The following is a 22,857-nucleotide window of genomic DNA, read 5'->3' on the forward strand; positions in this document are numbered from 1 at the left end:
CCGCGGCCCCGCCCCGGGCCATTATGATGCCCCCCCCCCCCCCCCCCCCGTGGGGGGGGGGGGGGGGGGGGGGGGGGGGGCCGGGGGGGGGGGGGGGGGGCGCCCCCCCCCCCCCCTCGACCGGCTCCGCGACCGGCTGTTGGTCTGATCCGGGAAGACCGGAAGGGGACGCCGGCCGCCGGAGAGGGACGCAGGCCGCCTGGTGGGAGCAGGCCTTCAGCGCGCCGCGACGGCCTGCTTCACCAGCGTCCTGCCGAAGTCCCACATCAGTCCGGACCCGCCGTGCGCGTCGTCCATGACCTCGCGGAAGGCGCCGACGAACCGGTCGACGTCCCGCTCGTCCAGCACCAGCGGCGGGATCAGCTTGATCACCTCCAGATGGTCCCCGGACACCTGGGTGAGGATCCGGTGCTTCTGCAGCAGCGGCACCACGACCATCTGCGCGAAGAGACCCTTGCGGGCCGCCTGGAGCATCGTCCACCGGCTGCGCAGCCCCAGCGAGGTGGGCCGCCCGAACTCGATGCCGATCATCAGGCCGCGCCCGCGTACCTCGTGCAGCAGCTCGTACTCGTCCACCAGGGCCGCCAGGCGCCCGCGCAGCAGGTCGCCCGTGGCCCGCGCGCGGGCCACGAGCTGCTCGTCCTCCATGACCGACAGCACCGCCAGCCCGGCCGCCATCGCCTGCGCGTTGGACCCGAAGCTCGCGGAGTGCACGAGCACCCGGTCCATGGACGAGTAGACCTTCTTGAAGATCCAGTCCTTGCCCAGGGTCGCGCCGACCGGCACGTAGCCGCCGGACAGCGCCTTGGCCACGCACACCAGGTCGGGCTCGACACCCGGCTCGTGCTGGTACGCGTAGAAGTCCCCGGTACGCCCCAGCCCGGTCTGCACCTCGTCCGCGATCAGCAGCGCCCCGTGCCGGTGCAGCAGCTCCTGCGCGGCGAGCAGGAACCCGGGCGGGGCGGCGAGGACCCCCTTGCCCTGGATCGGCTCCACGACGAAGGCGGCGACGTCCCCGCGCCTGAGCTCCCGCTCCAGGGCGGCCAGGTCCCCCAGCGCGACCCCGGTGTCGGGCAGCAGCGGCGCGAACCCGTCCCGGAACCCGGCCTCGCCGTTCACCGACAGCGAGCCGGTGGTCAGCCCGTGGAAGGCGTGGTCGCAGTAGAGGATCCTGGGCCGCCCGGTGGCGTACCGGGCGAACTTCAGAGCCGTCTCCACCGCCTCGGTGCCGCTGTTGCCGAAGAAGACCCGGTCCAGGTGCGGGCTGTACGACAGGAGCTTCTCGGCCAGCAGCCCGGGCAGCGGCTGGCAGTCGAAGCGGGTGAGGTCGGCGAGCTGGGCGTCGAGCACGTCGTGCAGGGCCCGGCGGACGACGGGGTGGTGCCGGCCCAGGCCCATCACCCCGAAGCCGGCGAGCATGTCGAGGTGGTCGTTGCCCTCGGCGTCCCAGAAGTGGGCTCCCTCGGCCCGCTCGTAGACCTTGTCGAAGCCGATGGTGCGGAGCATCCGGGGCAGTTGGTGGTTGAGGTGGCGGGCGTGCAGCTCGTACCGCTCCGCCCCGCGCGCGGCGAGCAGGGCCCGGAGGTCGAAACCCCCGTCCCGTCCCTCTTCCGCCGGACTCATGCCGACCTGTCCCGGTTGCCGCCGACCGTCTCCCGGGCGGCCCGCAGGGATTCCTTCAGGGAGCCCATGGTGGCGAGGACAGCGGTGGGCTCGTAACCGCAGTGCGCCATGCAGTTCGCGCAGCGCGGGTCCTTCCCGCGGCCGTACTTGTCCCAGTCGGTGTCCTCCACGAGTTCCCGGTACGTCGGCACGTAGCCGTCGCTCATCAGATAGCAGGGGCGCTGCCAGCCGAAGAGGGAGTAATTCGGAATGGCCCAGGCGGTGCAGGGGAAATCGGCCTTTCCTTCCAGGAAGTCGAGGAAGAGCGGGGAGTGGTTGAGCCGCCAGCGCCGCCGGTTGCCGCCCGCGAAGGCCTTCCTGAAGAGTTCGCGGGTCTGGTCGACGCCGAGGAAATGCTCCTGGTCCGGCGCCTTTTCGTAGGCGTAGGCGGGCGAGATCATCATTTCGTCCACCTGCAGGTCGTCATTGAGGAAGTTGAGCACCTCGATGATCGTCTGCGGGGTGTCGGTGTTGAAGAAAGTGGAGTTCGTGGTCACCCGGAATCCCCGCCGCTTCGCCTCCTTGATGGCCTCGACCGCCTCGTCGAAGACGCCCTCCTTGGCCACCGACTCGTCGTGGCGCTCACGCAGGCCGTCGATGTGCACCGCGAAGGCGAAGTACGGGGAGGGGGTGAACTTCTCGATCTTCTTGCGCAGCAGCAGCGCGTTGGTGCACAGGAAGACGTACTTCCGCCGGGCCACCAACTGCCGCACGATCTCGTGGATCTGCGGGTGCATCAAGGGCTCCCCGCCCGCGATGGACACCATCGGCGCACCGGACTCCAGCACGGCGCCGACCGCCTGGGCGACCGGCATGCGTTGCTTGAGCACGCCCGCCGGGTGCTGGATCTTCCCGCAGCCCTCACAGGCCAGGTTGCACGCGTAGAGCGGCTCCAGCTCCACGATCAGCGGGAACTTCTCACGCTTGCGGAGCTTCTGTTCGAGCAGATAGGTCCCGACCCTGATGGTCTGGCGCAGCGGCATGGCCATCTGGCTCACCTCCTGGGGAGCAGCGAAGAACGGTGCCATTCGTAAAACGCGGGCAGTACGGCACGCAGGACACGGAAGGCCGATATTCCCCCGCGCACCGTGCCGATCCGGACGAGCTCGTGCTCCGGAGCGTCCACGATCACCCGGACGGCCGCAACGGGGCGGTCCCCGCCGCGGACCGCGGCCCGGAGGGTCGCCGCGGACTCCATGTCGACCGCGACCGCGCCCGTGGCGCGCAGCCGCGCGCGCTCCCGGCCGCGGACGACGTGGTCGGAGCCGGTCAGCGGGCCGATGTGCACGGTCCGGCCGGGGACGGCCCGGGCCAGCGCCTCGGCGAGCAGCGCGGTCCCGGTGCAGGGGACGGTCCCCCGCGGGTCGCGGGTCTCCTCCGCGACGACGAGGTCGCCGGGGCTCATGCCGGGGACGAGCCCGGCACAGAACCCGGTGGCGAGGACGGCGGCCCGGTCCGTGCCGGGGCCGTCCAGGGCCGCGAGGACGGCCCGTTCGGCCGCGCGCGGGCCCATCCCGGTGCGCAGGAGGGTGTACGCCCCGCTGTACGCCCCGCCGTGCGCGTCCGTGCCGTGCGGGGAGCGGTGCCCCGCGCTGCGCAGCGCCATCTGCTCGATGCGCAGCGCGCAGGCGACCAGCAGCGGGCCGCCCCGCGCGGTGCGGTCCCCCGCGGTGCGGTCCCCCGCGGCGGGGGACATCAGTGGCCCCCGCCGGGTGAGCCCGCCGGGGCGGACGGTTCGCCGTACAGGTAGCGGCCGAGCGCGGTCAGCGGGAACACCTGCCGGTACAGGTGGTAGTTGATGGAGAAGTCCCAGGGGAAGCCGGTGCCGGTGAAGTACGGCTCGTCCCAGGAACCGTCCTCGTGCTGGGTCCGGACCAGGTGGGCGATGCCGCGTTCGACGGCCTTGCCGTCGCGTTCCCCGGCCGCCAGGAGGGCCATCAGGGCCCACGCGGTCTGCGAGGCGGTGGAGGCGCCCTTCCCGGCCCACGACCGGTCCTGGTAGGAGCGCTGGTCCTCGCCCCAGCCGCCGTCCTCGTTCTGTACGGATTCCAGCCAGCGCACGGCCCGCCGCACCGCGGGGTGCCCCGGGGCGATGCCGGCCGCGATGAGGGCCGGCACCACCGAGCCCGTGCCGTAGACGTAGTTGGTGCCCCAGCGGCCGAACCAGCTGCCGTCCGGCTCCTGTGCGTCGAGCAGCCAGGCGATGCCGCGCCGGGTCCGGGCGTCGCCCGCCCGGCCCTCGAAGGCGAGCATCTCCACCACGTGGGCGGTGACGTCGGCCGACGGCGGGTCGATGACCTCGCCGAAGTCGCAGAAGGGGAGCCTGTTGGGGAAGGGGCTGGTGTTGTCGGCGTCGAAGGCGCCCCAGGCGCCGTCCTTCGACTGCATGCCGAGGTTCCAGGACACTCCGCGGGCGATGGCCGCGTCGACCCGGACCGGGTCCGGGTGCCTGATCCGGCGCAGGGCGAGGACGACCTCGGCGGTGTCGTCGATGTCGGGGTAGGTGTCGTTGTGGAACTCGAACGCCCAGCCTCCCGGTGCCAGCCCCGGCCGGCGCACCGCCCAGTCCCCGGTGCGGGTGATCTCCTCGCCGAGCATCCAGTCGGCGGCCCGCACCAGCGCCGGATGGTCGGGGCGCACGCCCGCGTCAGCCAGTGCGATCGCGGCGAGGCAGGTGTCCCACACCGGGGACTGGCAGGCCTCGATCATCCGGGCGCCGTCCTCGCGACGCACCGCGAACCGGTCCAGGGACTCCAGCCCGGCGCGCATCACCGGGTGCCCGAGGTCGTAGCCGAGCAGGTGCAGTGCGATGACGGAGTACACGGCGGGCGGCTGGATCCCGCCCCAGCAGCCGTCGTTCTCCTGGCGCTCGACGATCCAGCGGGCGGCGGTGTCCATGGCCGCCTTGCGCAGCCGGCGCGGGGCGAACCTCCGGTAGACGTGCAGGGCCTTGTCCATCCGCTGGAAGGCGCCGTCCCAACTGGTCAGCGGTGCCATGCGGGTGGCGGGGTACGGGGTCCGCGCGTCGGTGTGGAGCTCGTCCAGGGCGAAGGGCGCCGGGCGGACGGGGCGCAGGGCGGACACCACGGTGAGCGGGACGATGGTCTGGCGGGCCCAGCAGCCGAAGTCGTAGATGTTCAGGGGCACCCAGGGCGGCAGGAACACCAGCTCGGGCGGGAGTTCGGGCAGGTGGTCCCAGCTCCACCAGCCGAAGAGGGCGAGCCAGATCCGGGTGAAGACGCGGGCGGCGGCGATCCCGCCGTTCGCCCGGATCCAGGCCGAGGCGCGGCTCATGTGCGGGGCGTCCGGCAGGTCTCCGGCCAGGCGCAGCGCGACGTAGGCCTCGATGGTGGCGGACAGTTCGGGCGGTCCGCCGTGGAAGGTGGCCCAGGTGCCGTCCTCGCGCTGCTCGCCGCGGATGAACAGGGCGGCCGCGTACGTGGTGGCCTCGTCCCGGATGCCGAGGAACTGCCGCAGCAGGAGGTCCTCGGCGTCCATGGTGACGTTGGTCTCCAGGTCGCCCTTCCACCAGCCCGCGGGGTCCTGGCGCGCCAGAAGGTGCCGGGTCGCGCGCGCGGCGGCCTCGTACACCTCCCTCGGGCTGCCGGCCGGCGGTGGGGGCAGGTCCGCCGCGGCCCGTCCCGTGCAGGGTTCGCCCGGTTGCCGGTAGGTGGCCGGCGGGCCGGGGCGCCGGACCGGCCCGGGCGGCGCGGCGACCCGCTCGGTGACCGCCACCGGCACGCAGGGGCCGGCGCCGGCCGGGGTCCCGGCTCCGACGGCGGGGTCGGGCGGGCCCGCGAGCCCGTACTCGGTCCGCGGGACGGCCGCCCCGGCGGTGCCGGGCGGCGGGGCGCCCGGGGTGGATTCGCTGCCGGCGCCGGCGCTCTCCGCGCTGCCGTCGGTCGTCGCTGTCATGGCTTCCCCTTAGAACAGTGTCCTGTGCTGTGCTGGGGTCCGCCGTCGGCCGGTGCGCGCCACGCTCAGGTGGCGGCGCCGGCCGGCGACTCGCGATTCATATCCGCTGCCGGGTGACGGTCACCTCTTGCGTACGACGACGAAGTCGGCGAGGTCCACGAGCTGTTCGCGTACCCGCTGCGGCATGTCGACGTCGTCCAGGGCCCGGATCGCGACGGCGTGCTGGCGGCGCGCCTCGTCCGCGGTCCACTGGCGGCCGCCGGCCTCCTCGATGAGGGCCGCGCGGGCCGCGAACTCCTCCTCGGAGAAGTTCTCGAAGTCGCTGGTCTTGGCGTCGGCGGCGAGCAGTTCGGCGAGGCGTTCGGAGGCCGGGCCGCCGGCGGCGAGGGCGGCGACCACCGGGAGGGACTTCTTGCGCTGGCGCAGGTCGCTCCAGGTCTGCTTGCCGGTGGACTCCGGGTCGCCCCAGATGCCGAGGAGGTCGTCGACGGCCTGGAAGGCGAGGCCGAGGTGGTAGCCGTACTCCTCCAGCTTGTCGGCCGTACGGTCGTCCGCGCCGCCGAGCACGGCGCCGATGGAGACGGCGCAGGCGAGCAGGGCGCCGGTCTTGTTGCCCTCCATCTCCAGGCACTCCTCGACGCTGACGCGCTCGCGGTGCTCGTAGGAGATGTCCTGCGCCTGGCCGTCGATGAGCTTGCGGCTGGCGGTGGTCAGGCGGCGCGTGGCGCGGCCCGCCTCGACGGTGCCGAGTTCCAGCAGGATCTCGTTGGCGAGGGCGAAGAGGGCGTCGCCGACCAGGATCGCGAGGGCCGGTCCGTGGACCTTCCACACGGTGTCGCGGTGGCGGCGCTGCTCGTCGCCGTCCATCAGGTCGTCGTGGAGCAGCGAGAAGTTGTGCACGAGTTCCACCGCGACGGCGCCGGGGATGCCGACCTCCGGTGCGGCGCCCGCGGCCTCGGCGGAGAGCAGGGCGAGGGCGGGGCGCACGGCCTTGCCACCGTCGCCGTCGGCCGGGTGGCCCTGGGCGTCGATCCAGCCGAAGTGGTAGGCGGCGACGGTGTCCATGGGTGCGGCGAGCCGGTCGACGGCCGCGCGGAGCGCGGGGGTCGACATCGTCCGGCCGCGTTCCAGGAGGGCGACGGTGTCCGCCTTCTCCACGCCCCTTCCGGCTGCGCCCACACTGGCATCCGTGTTCTCGACAGCCGGGTTCCCCGGGTTCACTGGCGCTCCTCTTGTTCCTGTACGTGCTGTGCTGGTGGTGCCGGTAGTGCCGGTGGTGGTGGTCGTCATGCCGCCTCCTGCAGAGGATGTTCGCGGTGGCGGCCGAGCGCGGCGAGTGCGGCCTGCGCCGCGCTCAGTCCGCTCCGGACGGCGCCCTCCATGGTCGCGGGCCAACCCGTGGCAGTCCACGCACCGGCCAGGTAGAGCCCCGGCGTGTCGGTCCGCGCCCCGGGGCGCAGCCGGCCGACGCCGGGGGTGGGTGCGAAGGTCGCCGTCCGCTCCCGGGTGACGAAGAAGTCGCGTACTTTGGCCCCGCGGGCGGCGGGCAGCAGCCGCTCCAGCTCGGGCAGGTACTTGGCGCGCAGCACCGAGACGGGCTCGTCGATGTCGTCCTGGGCTGCGGACTGGGACAGCGCCAGGTACTGGCCGCCGTCGGGGAGTCCGGAGGAGTCGGTGCGGTCGAAGACCCACTGCACCGGGGATCCGAGTGCGGCGAAGAAGGGCTGCTTGAGCACCTTGCGGTCGTAGACGACATGGACGTTGAGGATGGGTGCGGTGCCGATGTCGAGGAGCGTGTCGGGATCGGCGAGGGCTCCGGGGGGCAGCAGCCCGTGGGCCTCGCGCTGGGGTACGGCGAGAACGACGGTGCCCGCCTCCAGCGACTCCTGCTCGGTGTCGACACGCCAGGCCCCTGCGGCGGTGCGGGTGACGGCGGTGACCCGGGTGCGCAGTTCGGTCCGTACCCCGGCCGCGTCGAGTTGCTTGCGGGCGAGGGTGTCGTGCAGGTCGCCGAGCGGCACGTGGGCCCAGCCGATGTCGGCCGCGCCCTTCTCGGAGAGCAGGCCGGTCTTGAAGACCATGGCGGCCAGGCCGAGCGAGGAGTGCGCGGCCGTGGCGTTGAGGGTGGCGATGCCGACGAGGTCCCACAGGGCCTCGATGGTGCGGGCGGACTGTCCGTAGCGGCCGAGCCAGGTGGCGAAGTCCAGGCCGTCCAGTGCCGGGTCCGCCGGGTCGAGGCGGCGCAGGGCGAGGGCGGCGCGGGCGACGCTCGCGCGCTCGGCGAGGGACATGTGCGGGTAGCGGGCCAGGGCTCCGGCGAGGTGCAGGGGCACGGGCAGGCCGCCGCGGCGCAGCCGTCCCAGGCGCGGCCCGCGGGGGTGGGCGACGTCGAGGACGGGTACGTCGAGCCGGTCCTGGAGCGGTGCGAGGGCGGCGCCGTCGACGCGGTCGAGGAACCACCGGTAGGCGGTGCAGCAGCGCAGGTAGACGTGCTGGCCGTTGTCGACGTGCAGGTCGCCGCGCTTGAAGGAGAAGGCGAGCCCGCCGAGCCGGGGGCGGCCTTCGAGCAGGGTGACGCGGAGTCCGGCGTCGGCGAGTTCGAGGGCGGTGGTGACGCCTGCGAGTCCGCCGCCCACGACGACGGCGTGCCGGTCGGTGCCCGTCATGCGCCCTCCCCTGTGGTGCGCCTGCCCTCCGGGCCGGTGGGCAGGCCCGCGCTTCCTGCCGTGTCCCGCCCGGTCCGGTCTCGGTCCGCAGGGAGGGACGCGCCCGCCGTCGGCGTGGTTGCCCCGGCCGGCGCGCGGCCGGTGCGGCGCGCCGCACCCGTACGCCGTGCGCCGCCGGCGCGCGCCGGGTGGGCTTGCGGGGGCGTCCCGGGAGCGCCGGCCCGGTCCGCGGCCGCGCCCGTGACGCGCGGGGCGCTGACCGCACCCGTGTGTGCGCCTTCCGGGGCGGTCGCCCGGGCCGCGGCGGCGGTCGGGCCGGCCGGGAGGGGGGTCGGCGGGGCCGTGGAGTGCCGGGGGCGGGTGCGGGGCAGCCGCCGGGCGGTGGCGGTGCGCGGCGGGACGGCCTTCGTCCGGATCGTCACATCCGCCTCCGGACGGCCTGGCGGGTGACGGTGCGGGCGTCGAGGCCGGACAGGCCGCGCACGGCGACGTACGCCTTCTCGTGCGGCGGCAGCGAGACGCGGCCGCGCAGGACCGCCTGCGGCTCCCGTTCGATGCGGTCGAGGAGGCGCCGGTAGATGCCGGCCATGGCGGCCACGCAGGCGCCGCTGCGCCGGTCGAGCATCGGCAGCAGCCGGTAGCCCTCGGCGAACAGGGCGCGGGCGCGCCGGACTTCGTGGTGGACCAGTCCGGCGAAGTCGGCCCCGGCGGGCAGCCGGCCGGCCCGGAACCCTTCCGAGCAGCCGAACTTGGCGAGGTCCTCGGCGGGCAGGTAGGTGCGTCCGTTGCCCGCGTCCTCGCGAACGTCGCGCAGGATGTTGGTGAGTTGCAGGGCGAGGCCGAGGGTGTCGGCGTACTCGGCGGCGCGCGCGGCCTCCGGCGTGCCCCGTCCCGGTGCGCCGACCGTGCCGAAGACGCCGAGCGAGAGCCGTCCGATGGCGCCCGCCACGCACCGGCAGTAGACCTTGAGGTCGTCCCAGGTCTCGTAGGTCTCGCCGCGGACGTCCATCAGCACGCCGTCGATGAGTTCGTCGAGGCCGCCGAGCGGGATCGGGAAGCGGCGGGCAGCGTGCGCCAGCGCGACGGCGACGGGGTCGGTGTCGTCCTCGTCCACCTCGCCGGCGCGGATCCGTCCGAGGACGGCCCGGGTCTCCTCCAGGCGCGCGAGCTTGGTCCCGGCGGGCAGCGTGCCGTCGCCGATGTCGTCGACACGGCGGGAGAAGGCGTAGAGCGCGGACATCGCATGGCGCTTGTCGGTGGGCAGCAGCCGGATTCCGTACGCGAAGTTGCGTGCCTGCGCGCCGGTGACGGCCTCGCAGTAGCTGTAGGCCGCCGAGACCGGTGCGGACATCGCAGTCTGTGCGGACGCGTGTGTGGGGCCCTCCACGGTCGGGCTCACCTCTTTCTCGGCGCTGTGCGCAGGACGGCGGCAACCTCGCGGAGCAGGCCGCTCTTGGTGGGTTTGGGCGGGCCGGGGAGTACGTCGAAGCCCGCGGCGGTGACGGCTCGCAGGGCGGCGCGCCCTCCTCCCACGAAGCCCGCGAGCAGCAGCCGGAGCCTGCCGTGCACGCTACCCACGAGCGGGATGCCTTCATCCAGCAACGCGCGTGCGCGCTCGGACTCGTAGGCGACCAGGGCGCGCACCGAGGCGCCGGCGGACGGGGCCGCGAGGTCGGCCTCGGACACGTGGAAGCGCCGCATGTCCTCGGCGGGCAGGTAGATCCGGTCGCGGCCGAGGTCCTCGGCGACGTCCTGGACGTGCTCGACGATCTGCAGGGCGGTGCAGACGGCGTCGGAGAGCCGGATCCGCTCGGGCGTGCTGGTGCCGGTGAGGGACAGCACGAGCCGTCCGACCGGGTTGGCGGACAGCTCGCAGTACGCGACGAGGTCCCCGTAGGTCTCGTAGCGCCTGACCCGCTGGTCCTGCCGGTTGGCCTCGATGAGTCCGAGGAAGGGCTCGGGGGTCAGGCCGTGGGCGCCGACCACGGGCCGCAGGGCGAGTAGCAGCGGGTGGCGCGGGGGGCCGTCGGCGGAGCCGAACACGCGCAGCAGGTCGGTTTCGAGGGCGTCGAGCAGGGCGAGCCGGTCGTCCACCGCGGCCGGGTCGAGGCCGAGGAGCACGGCGTCGCGTCCGCCGGGGGCGAGGTCGCCGTCGCCGATGTCGTCGACGAGGCGGGCGTAGCCGTAGACGGCCGTCAGCCCGTCGCGCCAGGCGCGGGGCAGGAAGGCGGGGGCGACGGGGAAGTTCTCCGCCGTCGCCTTGTCGAGGGTGGCGCTCACATGGACCGTGTCGGACAGGGGTCGGGTGCCGTGCCCCGGGTTCACCGCCCGCCGCCCGGGGCGGGGACGGCCGCCGTCCCTGGGGGCCGGAGAATTCCCGTAGCCATTGCCGTCACATCTCCCGTTCTACACTGCCGACCGAATGCATCCTATTTCGGACACGCCGCCGGGGTTTTCCCGGGGCTGCCCCAGGGCCGTTCACCTGCGGGGAATCGTCCCCTCTTGCCGCGATTCAGGACCGCTTCAGCTTACGCTGTACAACGCCGCGGAGGCCGCTCGGGTATTCGCTGCGCCACCGAATGTCGTCGCTCAATACGAGAACGCGCACGCGGCGTATTGCGGGCGCACGCTCAAGGCCCCCGCCGCGCTGAGCTGAGCGGCAGGGGCCTTCAGGGGAAGCGGGTGGACGCCGCGGCGGCGCCGCGCGACCCCGGGGTCAGCCGCTGGTGGCCTTCTCGTAGGCCGAGACGACTTCCTCGGTGGGCCCGTCCATCAGGAGCTCGCCCTTCTCCAGCCACAGCACGCGGTCGCACGTGTCCCGGATGGACTTGTTGTTGTGGCTGACGAGGAAGACCGTGCCGGCCTTCTCCCGGAGTTCCTTGATCCGGTTCTCCGAACGCACCTGGAAGGCGCGGTCACCGGTGGCCAGCGCCTCGTCGATCATCAGGACGTCGTGGTCCTTGGCCGCCGCGATGGAGAACCGCAGTCGCGCCGCCATACCGGAGGAGTAGGTGCGCATCGGCAGGGAGACGAAATCGCCCTTCTCGTTGATCCCCGAGAAGTCGACGATGCTCTGGTAGCGCTCCTTGATCTGCTCGCGGCTCATCCCCATGGCGAGACCGCCGAGGACGATGTTGCGCTCACCGGTGAGGTCGTTCATCAGCGCGGCGTTCACGCCCAGCAGCGAGGGCTGGCCGTCGGTGTAGACCTTGCCCTCCTCGCAGGGCAGCAGGCCGGCGATGGCGCGCAGCAGGGTGGACTTGCCGGAGCCGTTGGAGCCGATGAGGCCGATGGCCTCGCCGCGGTACGCGGTGAAGGAGACCCCGCGCACGGCGTGGACGCGGCGGACGCCCGGGGCGTCGCCCTTCCTCCGGCGCACTATCTTGCTGAGCGCGGCGGTGGCCGCGCCCTTGCCGCTGCTGCCGGTGTTGACGCGGTAGACGATGTGGACGCCGTCCGCGATCACGGTGGGGACGCGCCCCTGGGTGTTGTCAGCCACGGCCGTAACGCTCCTCGGACTTCCAGAAGTAGACGAAGCCGCCGATACCGATCACCGCGGCCCAGCCCACGGCGAAGGCCCACACGTGCGGGGGCAGGTTGCTCGCGCCGTAGTCGTCGATCAGCGCGAACCGGATGAGGTCCATGTAGATCGCGACCGGGTTCCACAGCAGCACGTCGCTGATCCACTGCGGCTGGTCCTTGAGGTAGACCGCGATCGGGAACATGACGCCGGAGGCGTACATCCAGGTGCGCATCACGAACGGCATCAGCTGCGCGAGGTCGGGGGTCTTGGAACCCATCCGCGCGAAGATCATGGCGAGGCCGGTGTTGAAGACGAACTGCAGCGCCAGCGTCGGGACGACCAGCAGCCAGGACAGCCGCGGGTAGTTGCCGAACCAGAGGGCGATCACGAAGACGACGATCATCGAGTACAGCAGCTGCTGGAGCTGCTGGAGCGAGAACGACACCGGCAGGGAGGCGCGCGGGAAGTGCAGCGCGCGCACCAGCCCGAGGTTCCCCGAGATCGCCCGGACGCCCGCCATCACGGAACTCTGCGTGAAGGTGAAGACGAAGATGCCCATCACCAGGAAGGGGATGTAGACGTCCTTGGGCATCTCCCGGCCCGCGCCGAGGATCAGCCCGAAGATCAGCCAGTAGACGACCGCGTTCAGCAGCGGGGTGGCCACCTGCCAGAGCTGGCCGAGCTTCGCCTGGCTGTACTGCGCGAGCAGCTTGGCCCGGGAGAAGGCCAGGATGAAGTGGCGCCGGCCCCAGAGCTGCCGCACGTACTCGCCCAGGCCGGGCCGGGCGCCGCTGACCGAGAGGCCGTACTTCCTGGCCAGCTCCGCGGCGCTGAGCCCCGCGTCTGCGGACGGCGGCCTGCTCGTGGCGAGGGCGCCGTCGTGGGTTGTGTCACTCACAAGTTGAAACTTTCGTCTTCAAGATGCGGCCAGGTGGGCATCGGGCTGGTGGCCCGAAGCCCGTGATCGCGTCATGTTCCCAGACGCGGGCTGGTCAGATGACAGGAGGTCGGCCCAGGCGGGTCAACCGCCAGACCGTGCGCCATCTCATCGGGCGGCGCGGTCCGCAAGAGGTGGTCCATCCCTCGCGGAACCCGCCGAACCAGGCCTTGAGCGCGGGTCCCGAGGGCTTCCGTACGAGCGTCAGCAGGAGCCAGACGCCCAGGTAGACCGGTACCAGCGGTGCGGGCAGGTTGCGGCGGGCGAGCCACACGCGGTTACGGGCCACCATACGGTGGTAGACCGCGTGCCGGGAGGGGGCGGTCGTCGGGTGCAGCAGCACCATGTCCGCTCGGTAGTCGATCAGCCACCCCGCGTCGAGCGCGCGCCAGGCCAGATCGGTCTCCTCGTGAGCGTAGAAGAACTCCCCCGGGAGGGCGCCGACCTGCTCGAACACCGTCGTGCGGACGGCGTTCGCGCCCCCCAGGAAGGTGGTCACGCGTGAGGACCGCATCGGGTCCGAGGCCCGCAGCCGCGGCACGTGGCGGCGCTGGGTCCGCCCGGTGTCGGGATCGGCGATCCGGAAGCTGACGATCCCGAGCGCGGGGTCCTCGGCGAAGGCCCGCCGGCACAGCTCGGCGGTGTCGGTGCGCTCCAGCAGTCCGTCGTCGTCGAGGAAGAGCAGCACGTCCACGTCGCGGCCGCCGGGGCCGAAGGCCTCGATGCCGACGTTGCGGCCGCCCGGGATGCCCAGGTTCTCGGGCAGGTCGACGGAGCGGACCCCCGGCGGCAGGTCCGCCACCTCGGCGACCTTCACGCCCTGGCCCACGACGACGACCTCGACCGGGTCGCCGTCCTGGCGGGCCACCGAGTCCAGAAGTGCCTTGAGCTCGTCGGGCCGGTTGCCCATGGTGATGACGACGGCGCCCAGCCGCATCGGGGCGGTCACTTGAGCCTGCTGGACGCGAGGATGGACACCAGGTGCAGCACGGTCTGGAGCATCGCGATGGCCGCGAGCACGGCGACGCCGACGCGGGACCAGTACAGGTCTCCGCGCATCTGGTCCAGGACGGCCAGCACCAGGATGAGCAGCGAGGCCTCGATGCCGAGGATCAGGCGGTGGAACTTCAGCGCGGCGGCGGCCCGGCGGGCGAGCGCCATGCCCTTCGCACGCGGCTCGGCCGCCGCGTCCTTGACCACGGGCTTCCCGGCCTGGTGGCGGGCGACGCCGACGAGGTCGGTCTCCGCCTTGATCAGGATCGCGCCGAGCGCGGCGAGGGTGCCCAGGAAGGCCCACAGCCAGTCGGCTCCGCCGGTGCCCCACAGGTCGGCGGCGCGCAGGCCGAAGCCGACCAGGACCGCCGCGTCGCACAGGTAGGCGCCGACCCGGTCCAGGTAGACCCCGGAGAGCGAGTACTGCTTCTTCCACCGGGCGACCTCGCCGTCGACGCAGTCGAGCAGCAGGTACATCTGGACCGCGACCACGCCGAGGACGGCGCCCGGGATGCCCGGCACCAGCAGGGCGGGAAGGGCGAGGACGCCGGCGAGGGTCATCAGGTAGGTCAGCTGGTTGGGCGTGACCTTGGTGGTGACCAGGAGACGGGTGATGCGCAGGGAGATCTCGCGCATGTAGAGGCGCCCGCCCCAGTGTTCGCCGCTGACCCGGTCCTTCACGCCCGCGGGGTGAACGACGGGCCGGAGTTCAGCTACGGATGGTCTTGGCATAGTCGGCGTAAGCGTCCCTGATCTCGGCGGCGGACAGGTTGAGGTGCTCCAGGATCGTGAAGCGTCCCGGGCGGGTCTGGGGGGCGTACTCGACGGCCGCGACGAACTCGTCGACGCTGAAGCCGATCTCCTCGGGCGCGACCGGCAGGTCGTGCCGGCGCAGCACCTCGACGAAATGGCCGGAGGCGTCCCCCGCCCCGCGCAGGTGCATCGCGAAGGCCGCGCCGATGCCGACCTGCTCGCCGTGGAGCGCGGAGCGTCCCGGGTAGAGCAGGTCGAAGGCGTGGCTGATCTCGTGGCAGGCGCCGGACGACGGGCGGGAGTCCCCGCTGATCGACATGGCGATACCGGAGAGCACGAGCGCCTCGGAGAGCACGGTGAGGAACTCGTCGTCGCGGCAGCCGCCGGGGTGGCGCAGCACGGACTCGCCCGCCGTACGGGCCATGGCGGCGGCCAGGCCGTCGACGGGTTCGCCGGTGGTCCGGTGCGAGAGCTCCCAGTCGGCGATCGCCGAGATGTTGGAGATCGCGTCGCCGATGCCGGCGCGGATGAACCGCACCGGGGCGTCCTTGATGACGTCGAGGTCGATCACCATGGCGATCGGGGTGGGGACGCCGTAGGAGCCGCGGCCGTTGTCGTTGTCCAGGATGGACACCGGGGAGCAGATGCCGTCGTGCGAGAGGTTGGTGGCGACGGCCACCATGGGCAGCCCGACCCGCGCCGCGGCGTACTTGGCCACGTCGATGATCTTGCCGCCGCCCAGGCCCACGACGGCGTCGTAGCGGCGGCCCTTTATGTCGTCGGCCAGCTTGACCGCGGAGTCGATGGTGCCGTCGACGACGGCGTACCAGTCGGCGTGCGGGAGCACGGGCTCCAGCCTGGCGCGCAGCGCCACGCCGGAGCCCCCGCTGATCGCGATGGCGAGCTTGCCGGAGGCGGAGATCCGCTGGTCGGCCAGAACGCCGGCCAGGTCGTCCATCGCCCCGCGACTGATGTCGACGACGACGGGCGAGGGGATGAGCCTCGTCAGTACTGGCATGCGATCGTCCGGCCCTTGGCGAGGTCGTCGTGGTTGTCGATCTCGACCCACTTGACGTCGCCGATGGGGGCCACGTCGACCACGAACCCGTCGTTGACGAGCTGCTGGTAGCCGTCCTCGTAGTAGAGGTCCGGGTCTCGCTCGAAGGTGGTCCTCAGCGCCTCGGCGAGGGCCTGCGCGGCCTCGGCCTCGATCAGCGTGACGCCGATGTACTCGCCGGTGGCGTCGGCGGGGTCCATGAGCTTGGTGATCTTCCGGACGCCCTGGTCCCCGTCGACGACGACCTTCATCTCCTCGTCGGCAAGGCTCTTGACCGTGTCGAGGGCGAGGATGATCTTCTGGCCGTTGCCGCGGGCGGCGAGGAGGGTCTCCTCGACGGAGACCGGGTGGACGGTGTCGCCGTTGGCGAGGATCACACCGCGCCCCAGGACCTCACGGGCGCACCACAGGGAGTAGGCGTTGTTCCACTCCTCGGCCTTGTCGTTGTCGATCAGCGTGATCTTCAGCCCGTACTTGGCCTCCAGCGCGGCCTGGCGCGCGTAGACGGCCTCCTTGCGGTAGCCGACGACGACCGCGACCTCGGTGAGACCGACCGCGGCGAAGTTGCCGAGGGTCAGGTCGAGAACCGTCAGGCTCTCCTCGTCACCCTCGGGGCCGACGGGCACGAGGGCCTTGGGCAGGGTGTCGGTGTAGGGGCGCAGGCGGCGTCCCGCACCGGCAGCGAGGACAAGGCCGATCATGCTGGTTCTCCTTCGTCATGTACGGCGGGTGCCCCGGAGGAGACCCAGAAGCGGATGCTCTCCACGAGCACCACGAGTGCCACGAACACGGCCAGGGCCGTGAGCGCGACGGGGAAGTCCGATGCGCGGTCCACGAGGACGGCGGCGAGGACCGCGGTCAGCAGGACCCGGCCCTCGTGGCCGCCGATGGTCCGCACCAGCCAGTGCGGGGGCGCGCCGGTGCCACCGCGAATGCGGTACACCGTGTCGTAGTGATGGTAGGCGACCGCCGCGATCAGGCCGAATGCCGCCGGGAGGGCCCCGGGGACGTCCGCCTTGACGGCGAGCGCGAGGACCGTCACGTATTCGGCCGCGCGGAACAGCGGCGGGATCAGCCAGTCGAGCGCGCCCTTGAGGGGGGCGGCGACGGCGAGCCCGGCCGTCATGGCGTAGATCACGGCGACGGCGATCAGCCGCGGGTCGCCGAAGGGGAGGTAGACGGCGGCGCCGGCCATCAGAGCGGTGCCGAGGGCGGCGACGTAGACGGAGCCGAAGCTTCCGGAGCGGCCGCGCAGCAGCCGGGCCTGCAGCTCGGCGAGCGGGCCGGAGTCGGCGAGGTCGGCGAGCGCCCGGGCGGCGCGGTCGGTGCGCCGGGCCTTGCGGGTCAGGGACCGCAGGACGCGGCCCGCGGTGGTGTAGAGGGCACCGAAGGAACAGCCGACGATCAGGGCGTAGAAGACGATCCGGGGGGTGGTGAAGGCGGTCAGGACCGCGATCATCGCCCAGCGCTCGCCGATCGGCAGGATGATCATCCGGCGGGCCCAGACCGTCCAGCCGACGCTGTCGAGCCGGTCCGAGAGGGCGGCCGTCGGGCTGGTGTTGGCGTCGGCGTCGTGGTTGGCCTCGTTGAAGGAGAAGTCCACGACGTGCCGGCAGGTCATCAGGATCATCGCGCCGAGGGCCAGGCCCCAGACGTCGTCACCGTTGCGGGCCGCGCCGAGCGCGAGGCCGGCGTAGAAGGAGTACTCCTTCGCCCGGTCGAAGGTCGCGTCGAGCCAGGCGCCCATCGTCGAGTACTGCAGGGAGTAGCGGGCGAGCTGCCCGTCGGTGCAGTCCAGGACGAAGGAGACGATCAGCAGGACACCGGCCGCGACGTAGCCCCAGCGCTCGCCGGTGGCCGCGCAGCCCGCCGCGATCAGCGCGGTGATCAGCGAGGCGGTGGTGACCTGGTTCGGGGTGAGGCCGCGGCGCGCGCACCAGCGGGCGATGTAGCGCGAGTACGGGCTGATGCAGAAGGTGGTGAAGAACCCGTCGCGGGACTTCACGGCGGACCGCAGCCGCACGGCCTCCTCGTCCACGGCGGCGACGGCGGCGGTGGCCGCCGCGCGCGCCTCCGCGTCGGCGGGGACGGCGGCGACCAGGCTGCCGAGCTCGGGCCGCTGGACGGTGGTGCCGGTGGCCTCGACGGCGGCGGCGAGCCGGTCGGCGTAGGGGCCGGGCCCGTGGGCGCCCTCGGTGGCGACGGCCTTGTCGAGGGCCTCGCGGGCGCCCGCCTGTACGGAGAGGGCGCCGGTGACGGCGCAGGCGTCGAAGCGCGGGTCGGTCAGCGCGAGCCGCAGCGCGTGCACGTGCCCGACGAAGGCGGCGTCCACGACGGCCACCCGCTGCTCGGCGGGTACGCCGGCCAGCGCGGCGGCGGCGTCCTGGGGACCGGCGGCCGGGCGGACCTCGAAGCCCAGGGAGCGGAGCTCGTCCGCGAGCGGCGATCCGGGGACCGGCAGGCCGGTGAGGATGACGGTCGGCAGGCGAACTCACTCCTTGTAACGGATTCCGAACGGGCGCGCCCGTTCGGGGCGGCGGCACGTCGGCTGAGGCTATCGGATGAATGGAAGCAGGGATTCATCACCCGTTCACGCCCCGATAAGCCGAATATCCGGGGTTCGGGCCGGGTCGTGATCATCATCGGTGATCACGACGCGGTACCACAAACGGCCTGGATGTTACGGTGGACACGCCCCTGAAGGTGTCGAGTGGATCGAGGTGGGTCGATGACCGTCGCAGTGGTCGCGGCCGAGCGCTGCGAACTCCGGTGCATCCCCCGTTTCCCCCGGGCGACCGGCCGGGCCTGATCCACCGTTCTCCCGGATTTCGCCGGGGAACATCCAGATCGGCCGGAGCCCCTTTTCAAGGGTTCACGTTGACCGACAACACCCACACCCCAGGCAACACCCACACCACCGGCAACACCCGCGACACCGAGGAGAACGCCTCCTTCGGGGCCTTCCTCACTCTTCAGCACGACGGCCCGCTCGCCGAGCGCGTCCGCGACCGGACCGGCGAGGACTCCCCCGCGACGGCGCGGGCGGTGGACGCCACCCGCGAGGAACTCGGCGTACGGGCCCGCCACGGGCACGAGTACGGCTGCACCGGCTACGTGCCGCGTCCGGTGGAGGCCGGCGGCGGCGACGCCTGGCCCGCCCGCCCGGAGACGGCGGCGGACACGGCCGCCGTACGGGCGGTCAACCTGGCGGCCTTCGAGACCCCGCTGGAGGCGGATCTCGTGGACGCGCTGCGCGCGGACGGCGCCTGGCTGCCCGGGCTGTCGTACGTGGCCGAGGCCCCCGACGGATCGGTCGTGGCGCACGCGCTGCTCACCCGGTGCGAGGTCGGCGGCGCCCCGGCGCTGGCGCTCGCCCCGGTGGCCGTGGATCCCGCCCACCAGCGCTCGGGCGCGGGCAGCGCCGTCGTACGGGCGCTGCTCGCGGCGGCCCGCGAGCGGGGGGAGGCACTGGTGCTGGTCCTGGGGCACCCCTCGTACTACCCGCGTTTCGGTTTCACGGCGGCGTCGCGGTTCGGGATCCGGGCGCCCTTCGAGGTCCCGGACGAGGCGCTGATGGCGCTGGTACTGGACGGTTCCGTCGAGGTCCCGGCGGGAACGATCACGTATCCGGCCCCGTTCGGAGTCTGACGCGCGGGAGCGCCGCACGAGGTGATCCGCAGGGGTCCGCCCCCCGCCTAGCACGGGGCGGGGGGCGGACATGCGCGGATGTCCGAAGTGGGGACAAGCCTCTTTTGTACGGCAGACTGAAGGCCGAAGTCCGAAGCGAAGGATGGGTATGCCGACCACACCAGCCACCGCCGCGAACAGCGCGTCCCACGGCACCGGTACTCAAGAACCGATCATGCTCGAACTGGTCGACGAGTCCGGCAACACCATCGGCACGGCGGAGAAGCTCTCCGCCCATCAGGCCCCCGGGCAGCTGCACCGGGCGTTCTCCGTGTTCCTGTTCGACGAGCAGGGCCGTCTGCTGCTGCAGCGGCGGGCCCTCGGGAAGTACCACTCGCCGGGCGTCTGGTCGAACACCTGCTGCGGTCACCCGTACCCCGGGGAATCTCCGTTCGCGGCCGCGGCCCGGCGCACCCACGAGGAGCTGGGGCTGTCGCCGTCGCTGCTCGCGCAGGCGGGGACGGTGCGCTACAACCACCCGGACCCGGCGTCGGGCCTCGTGGAGCAGGAGTTCAATCACCTGTTCGTGGGACTTGCGCAGGCCGCCGTGCGGCCGGATCCGGAGGAGGTCGAGGACACCGCCTTCGTGACCGCCGAGGAGCTGGCGAAACGTCACGCGGAAGTTCCGTTCTCGGCCTGGTTCATGACCGTGCTGGACGCGGCACGGCCCGCGATCCGCGAGCTGACCGGCGACGCGGCGGGCTGGTAGTCCCCCGCACCGTCCTCGTCGCCGCCCCCGCCGTCCTGCGCTCAGCGCGTGGCCGGCGGGGTGGCGAGCGGGAGGGCCGCCCAGACGACCTTGCCGCCGGTGGAGGTGTGCTCGACGTCGCAGACCCCGCCGGACTCCAGGGTGATCTCGCGGACGAGCAGCAGGCCCCGGCCGCCGGTCTGGCCGAAGTCGGCCTCCAGCGCCTTGGGGCGGTAGGGATGGTTGTCCTCGACGGCCACCCGTACCCACTCGCGGCCGATGGCGACCTCGACCGCGACCTCGGGCGAGAGCAGGGCGGCGTGCCGGACCGAGTTCGTCACCAGTTCGGAGACGATCAGGAGCAGGGAGTACACGAGGTCCTGATGGGCCGGCACCCCCTGGCGCCCGAGCAGGTCCCGGACGGCCCGGCGTGCCTGCGGAACGGATTCTTCTACCGCGGGAGCGGTGAACCTCCACACGCCCTCGTAGGCGAGGGGGCCGGCCGGGGCCTGCGGCCCCCCTTCCCCGGCCCGTGGGCCGCTCCCGCTGGCGTCCATCTCCCGGCCCCCGTCTTCACGCTCGATCGTCTCCACGCGACAAGAGTGGTGAAGGGGTGGGTCCGGCCCGGACTGCTGACCAGAAGTCAGCGTCATTCGGACACATTCTGACCATTGGCGTATGACGCCGTCAGTTGTTGGTCTGTTCCTGATCTTCTGCCGGGCGCTTCTCGGCCGCCTCACGCGTCCCCTTCGCGTCGCCGTTCTCCGCCGTCGCCTCGTCTTCCCTGACCAACCCCAGGATGCGCCGCGCACCCAGGCCCATGGCGATGAGGCTCAGGCCGTCGAACAGCAGGGCGAGCGAGAAGAAGGTTCCGATCACGTACAGACTGTTGCCGGGCCAGTTGGAGAGGATCAGGAAGCCCAGCAGCACCCCGAAGGCACCCTGAACGAGTGCCAGCCCGAAGTTGGCACCCCGCACCACCAGCGCTCCGACCAGCCGGAACAGTCCCCCGGTGAGGAAGAGCAGGGCCGCGAACATGGTCAGTGCCTCGGCGCTCGCCTCGGGGCGGCGCAGGATCACGAAGCCCGCCGCGATGTTGATCGCGGCGACGATGACGGCGAGCCAGAAGTAGCTGCTCCCCCGCGACTGCACCGCCTGCACCAGACCGACCACACCGCCGATGAGCAGCAGCCAGCCGAAGAGGAACATCGAGGTGAGCGTGGCGAGGCCGGTGTAGACCAGACCCACCAGGCCGGCCAGCACGAGGAGTACCCCGAGCCCGGCCATCAGACCGAAGCTGCGGCTGACCTCCCGCTTCTCCCGCTGCGGTTCCCGGCCCCCGGCCGGGGTGCGCCGCGTACGGTCTGCGCCCATGGCCGTGCCACCTCCTCGCACCCCCGACAGACTCCTTCGATCATAGGTTTCACCGACCGGGATAGCATCCGGCGCATGGACGCAGCCCTGGACGCAACCCTCCTGCACACGGTCTCCGACGGGGTCGCCACCGTCGTCGTCTCGCACCCCGCCAAGCGCAACGCCATGACCGCCTCGATGTGGCGGGCGCTGCCCGGGCTGCTGGACGGCCTGGCGGGCGATCCGGCCGTACGGGTGCTCGTCCTCACCGGGGCCGGAGCGACCTTCTGCGCGGGCGCCGACATCTCCTCCCTCACCGGGGACGACGACCCGCGGGCCCTCGCCGTGGCGGCGGAGGAGGCCCTGGCTGCCTTCCCGAAGCCGACGCTGGCCGCGATCCGCGGGTTCTGCGTGGGCGGCGGCAGCCAGCTGGCGGCCGCCTGTGACCTGCGCTTCGCCGAGGAGGGGGCGTCCTTCGGGGTGACCCCGGCGAAGCTGGGCATCGTCTACCCGGCGTCCTCGACCCGCAGGCTCGCCTCCCTGGTCGGCCCGGCCTGGGCCAAGTACCTCCTCTTCTCCGCGGAGCTGATCGGCGCGGAGCAGGCGCTGCACGCCGGGTTCCTGAACGAGCTGCTGCCGGCCGGCGGGCTGGACAAGCGCGTCGCCGAGTTCGCCCGCGTCCTGGCCTCCCGCTCGCAGCTGACGCAGGCGGCGGCCAAGGAGTTCGCCGACGGCCGCGAGGACCGGGCCGCGTACTGGGAGGAGCAGGCGGCCGGGAACGCCGACACCGCCGAGGGGGTGGCCGCGTTCCTGGAGCGACGGGCGCCCCGTTTCACCTGGACGCCCTGACCGCGTCCCGGCCGGGCGCGTTGTTCTCGCGCAGCATCGCGACGATGGCGGCCGGGGCCTTCTCGGGCGAGCCCGCGTCATAGGGCGGCTGGGGGTCGTACTCGGTCATCAGCTGCACGGCCTGGGCGAACCCGTCACCGGCGATCCGGCCGAGGAGGGCGAGCCCCATGTCGATCCCGGAGGACACCCCGGCCGCGGTGACGTACTTGCCGTCGAACACCACGCGCTCGCCGGTCGGCTCGGCCCCGAGCTTCGCCAGCCGGTCCAGGTGCAGCCAGTGGCTGGTCGCCCGCCGCCCCCGCAGCAGTCCCGCGCCGGCCAGCAGCAGGGATCCGGTGCACACCGAGGTGGTCCAGGTGGTGGTGGCGTCGACCGTGCGCAGCCAGTCCATGACCACGGGGTTGGCCATCTCCAGCTCGGGGTGCGGCCCGCCGGGCACGATGACGAGGTCGGGCCGGGTCACCTCGTCGAGCCCCCTGTCCGCGACGAGTGCGAGCGAGCCGTTGTCGGTCCGTACCGGCCCGGGCCGCTCGGAGACGAACACGACCTCGGCGCCGGACAGCCGGCCGAGAGTATCGAACGGGCCGATGGCGTCGAGCGCGGTGAAGCGGTCGTAGAGCAGGACGGCGATCTGCATGGCTCCTCCGGAGCGGTCGAACGGCTGCGGCCCGGTTCCCGCACCCCCACTCCGGACCGGTGCGAACCTATCGTGTTCACACCTTCACGCAGAGCGACCCTTCGGGGTGGCCCGCCCGCCACCGTCATCCGGGGCCG

General features: G+C 72.7%; 20 protein-coding genes and 1 pseudogene. 3 read left to right on the forward strand and 18 right to left on the reverse strand.

What is annotated here, in order from left to right; genetic code table 11:
* Positions 1–216 precede the first annotated feature (216 nt).
* The 15 genes from ACIPXC_RS17045 to ACIPXC_RS17115 form a co-directional block, all read right to left on the reverse strand.
* A complete protein-coding gene (locus ACIPXC_RS17045; RefSeq protein WP_401618300.1) occupies positions 217–1,623 on the reverse strand; it encodes an aspartate aminotransferase family protein in 1,407 nt (468 codons plus the stop codon).
* Entirely contained in the window at positions 1,620–2,651 is a 1,032-nt protein-coding gene (gene hpnH / locus ACIPXC_RS17050; RefSeq protein WP_401618619.1) for an adenosyl-hopene transferase HpnH, read from the reverse strand. Before hpnH ends, ACIPXC_RS17045 begins: the two co-directional genes overlap by 4 nt.
* 5 nt (positions 2,652–2,656) lie before the next feature.
* Complete coding sequence (locus ACIPXC_RS17055) at positions 2,657–3,358, reverse strand: 1-hydroxy-2-methyl-2-butenyl 4-diphosphate reductase (RefSeq protein WP_401618303.1); 702 nt, start codon at positions 3,356–3,358, stop codon at positions 2,657–2,659.
* Positions 3,358–5,577 (reverse strand): squalene--hopene cyclase, encoded by a 2,220-nt coding sequence (shc, locus tag ACIPXC_RS17060; protein ID WP_401618306.1) that lies wholly within the window; start codon positions 5,575–5,577, stop codon positions 3,358–3,360. The genes ACIPXC_RS17055 and shc overlap by 1 nt, the downstream gene beginning before the upstream one ends.
* A 120-nt stretch (positions 5,578–5,697) precedes the next feature.
* Positions 5,698–6,867 (reverse strand): polyprenyl synthetase family protein, encoded by a 1,170-nt coding sequence (locus ACIPXC_RS17065; protein ID WP_401618309.1) that lies wholly within the window; start codon positions 6,865–6,867, stop codon positions 5,698–5,700.
* A complete protein-coding gene (gene hpnE / locus ACIPXC_RS17070; RefSeq protein WP_401618311.1) occupies positions 6,864–8,243 on the reverse strand; it encodes a hydroxysqualene dehydroxylase HpnE in 1,380 nt (459 codons plus the stop codon). Before hpnE ends, ACIPXC_RS17065 begins: the two co-directional genes overlap by 4 nt.
* Positions 8,244–8,661: 418 nt before the next feature.
* Positions 8,662–9,642 carry a presqualene diphosphate synthase HpnD gene (gene hpnD / locus ACIPXC_RS17075; protein ID WP_401618314.1) on the reverse strand — a complete coding sequence of 327 codons (981 nt, stop codon included), beginning with the start codon at positions 9,640–9,642 and terminating at the stop codon, positions 8,662–8,664.
* Positions 9,639–10,523, reverse strand: coding sequence for a squalene synthase HpnC (hpnC, locus tag ACIPXC_RS17080; RefSeq protein WP_401618316.1), 885 nt, complete (start codon positions 10,521–10,523; stop codon positions 9,639–9,641). Before hpnC ends, hpnD begins: the two co-directional genes overlap by 4 nt.
* Positions 10,524–10,959: 436 nt before the next feature.
* Positions 10,960–11,742 carry an ABC transporter ATP-binding protein gene (locus ACIPXC_RS17085; protein ID WP_401618319.1) on the reverse strand — a complete coding sequence of 261 codons (783 nt, stop codon included), beginning with the start codon at positions 11,740–11,742 and terminating at the stop codon, positions 10,960–10,962.
* Positions 11,735–12,664: an ABC transporter permease gene (locus ACIPXC_RS17090; RefSeq protein ID WP_401618322.1), complete on the reverse strand. Its 930-nt coding sequence runs from the start codon at positions 12,662–12,664 to the stop codon at positions 11,735–11,737. Before ACIPXC_RS17090 ends, ACIPXC_RS17085 begins: the two co-directional genes overlap by 8 nt.
* A gap of 94 nt (positions 12,665–12,758) precedes the next feature.
* Positions 12,759–13,640: a glycosyltransferase family 2 protein gene (locus ACIPXC_RS17095; protein WP_401618621.1), complete on the reverse strand. Its 882-nt coding sequence runs from the start codon at positions 13,638–13,640 to the stop codon at positions 12,759–12,761.
* 8 nt (positions 13,641–13,648) lie between these two features.
* Positions 13,649–14,428, reverse strand: a complete 780-nt coding sequence (locus ACIPXC_RS17100; RefSeq protein ID WP_078906844.1) for a CDP-alcohol phosphatidyltransferase family protein — start codon at positions 14,426–14,428, stop codon at positions 13,649–13,651.
* Entirely contained in the window at positions 14,406–15,467 is a 1,062-nt protein-coding gene (locus ACIPXC_RS17105; RefSeq protein WP_401618325.1) for an iron-containing alcohol dehydrogenase family protein, read from the reverse strand. The genes ACIPXC_RS17100 and ACIPXC_RS17105 overlap by 23 nt, the downstream gene beginning before the upstream one ends.
* On the reverse strand, positions 15,455–16,207 hold the full coding sequence (locus ACIPXC_RS17110) for a sugar phosphate nucleotidyltransferase (protein ID WP_401618328.1): 753 nt from the start codon (positions 16,205–16,207) through the stop codon (positions 15,455–15,457). Before ACIPXC_RS17110 ends, ACIPXC_RS17105 begins: the two co-directional genes overlap by 13 nt.
* On the reverse strand, positions 16,204–17,991 hold the full coding sequence (locus tag ACIPXC_RS17115; protein WP_401618624.1) for a DUF5941 domain-containing protein: 1,788 nt from the start codon (positions 17,989–17,991) through the stop codon (positions 16,204–16,206). Before ACIPXC_RS17115 ends, ACIPXC_RS17110 begins: the two co-directional genes overlap by 4 nt.
* A 497-nt stretch (positions 17,992–18,488) precedes the next feature.
* Between ACIPXC_RS17115 and ACIPXC_RS17120 the strand changes: the two are divergent.
* Both ACIPXC_RS17120 and idi read left to right on the forward strand, forming a co-directional pair.
* Positions 18,489–19,154, forward strand: a pseudogene (locus tag ACIPXC_RS17120) (GNAT family N-acetyltransferase); the annotation flags it as partial.
* Between the two features lie 148 nt (positions 19,155–19,302).
* The gene (gene idi, locus ACIPXC_RS17125) at positions 19,303–19,902 is read left to right on the forward strand and encodes an isopentenyl-diphosphate Delta-isomerase (RefSeq protein WP_401618330.1); all 600 of its coding nucleotides are present in this window, start codon (positions 19,303–19,305) and stop codon (positions 19,900–19,902) included.
* Between the two features lie 41 nt (positions 19,903–19,943).
* Here the strand turns inward: idi and ACIPXC_RS17130 are convergent, their stop codons facing one another.
* Together ACIPXC_RS17130 and ACIPXC_RS17135 are read right to left on the reverse strand one after the other, a co-directional pair.
* Positions 19,944–20,438, reverse strand: a complete 495-nt coding sequence (locus ACIPXC_RS17130; protein ID WP_401618627.1) for an ATP-binding protein — start codon at positions 20,436–20,438, stop codon at positions 19,944–19,946.
* A 130-nt stretch (positions 20,439–20,568) separates the two neighbouring features.
* Positions 20,569–21,255: an HdeD family acid-resistance protein gene (locus ACIPXC_RS17135; protein ID WP_401618333.1), complete on the reverse strand. Its 687-nt coding sequence runs from the start codon at positions 21,253–21,255 to the stop codon at positions 20,569–20,571.
* An 87-nt stretch (positions 21,256–21,342) separates the two neighbouring features.
* Here ACIPXC_RS17135 and ACIPXC_RS17140 point away from each other — a divergent pair, with 87 nt between their 5' ends.
* On the forward strand, positions 21,343–22,083 hold the full coding sequence (locus ACIPXC_RS17140; protein ID WP_401618629.1) for an enoyl-CoA hydratase/isomerase family protein: 741 nt from the start codon (positions 21,343–21,345) through the stop codon (positions 22,081–22,083).
* Here the strand turns inward: ACIPXC_RS17140 and ACIPXC_RS17145 are convergent.
* Positions 22,067–22,720: a DJ-1/PfpI family protein gene (locus ACIPXC_RS17145; RefSeq protein WP_401618336.1), complete on the reverse strand. Its 654-nt coding sequence runs from the start codon at positions 22,718–22,720 to the stop codon at positions 22,067–22,069. The genes ACIPXC_RS17140 and ACIPXC_RS17145 overlap by 17 nt on opposite strands.
* Between the last annotated feature and the right edge of the window lie 137 nt (positions 22,721–22,857).

Source organism: Streptomyces sp. NPDC090021, assembly GCF_044748225.1.
Lineage (GTDB): Bacteria > Actinomycetota > Actinomycetes > Streptomycetales > Streptomycetaceae > Streptomyces.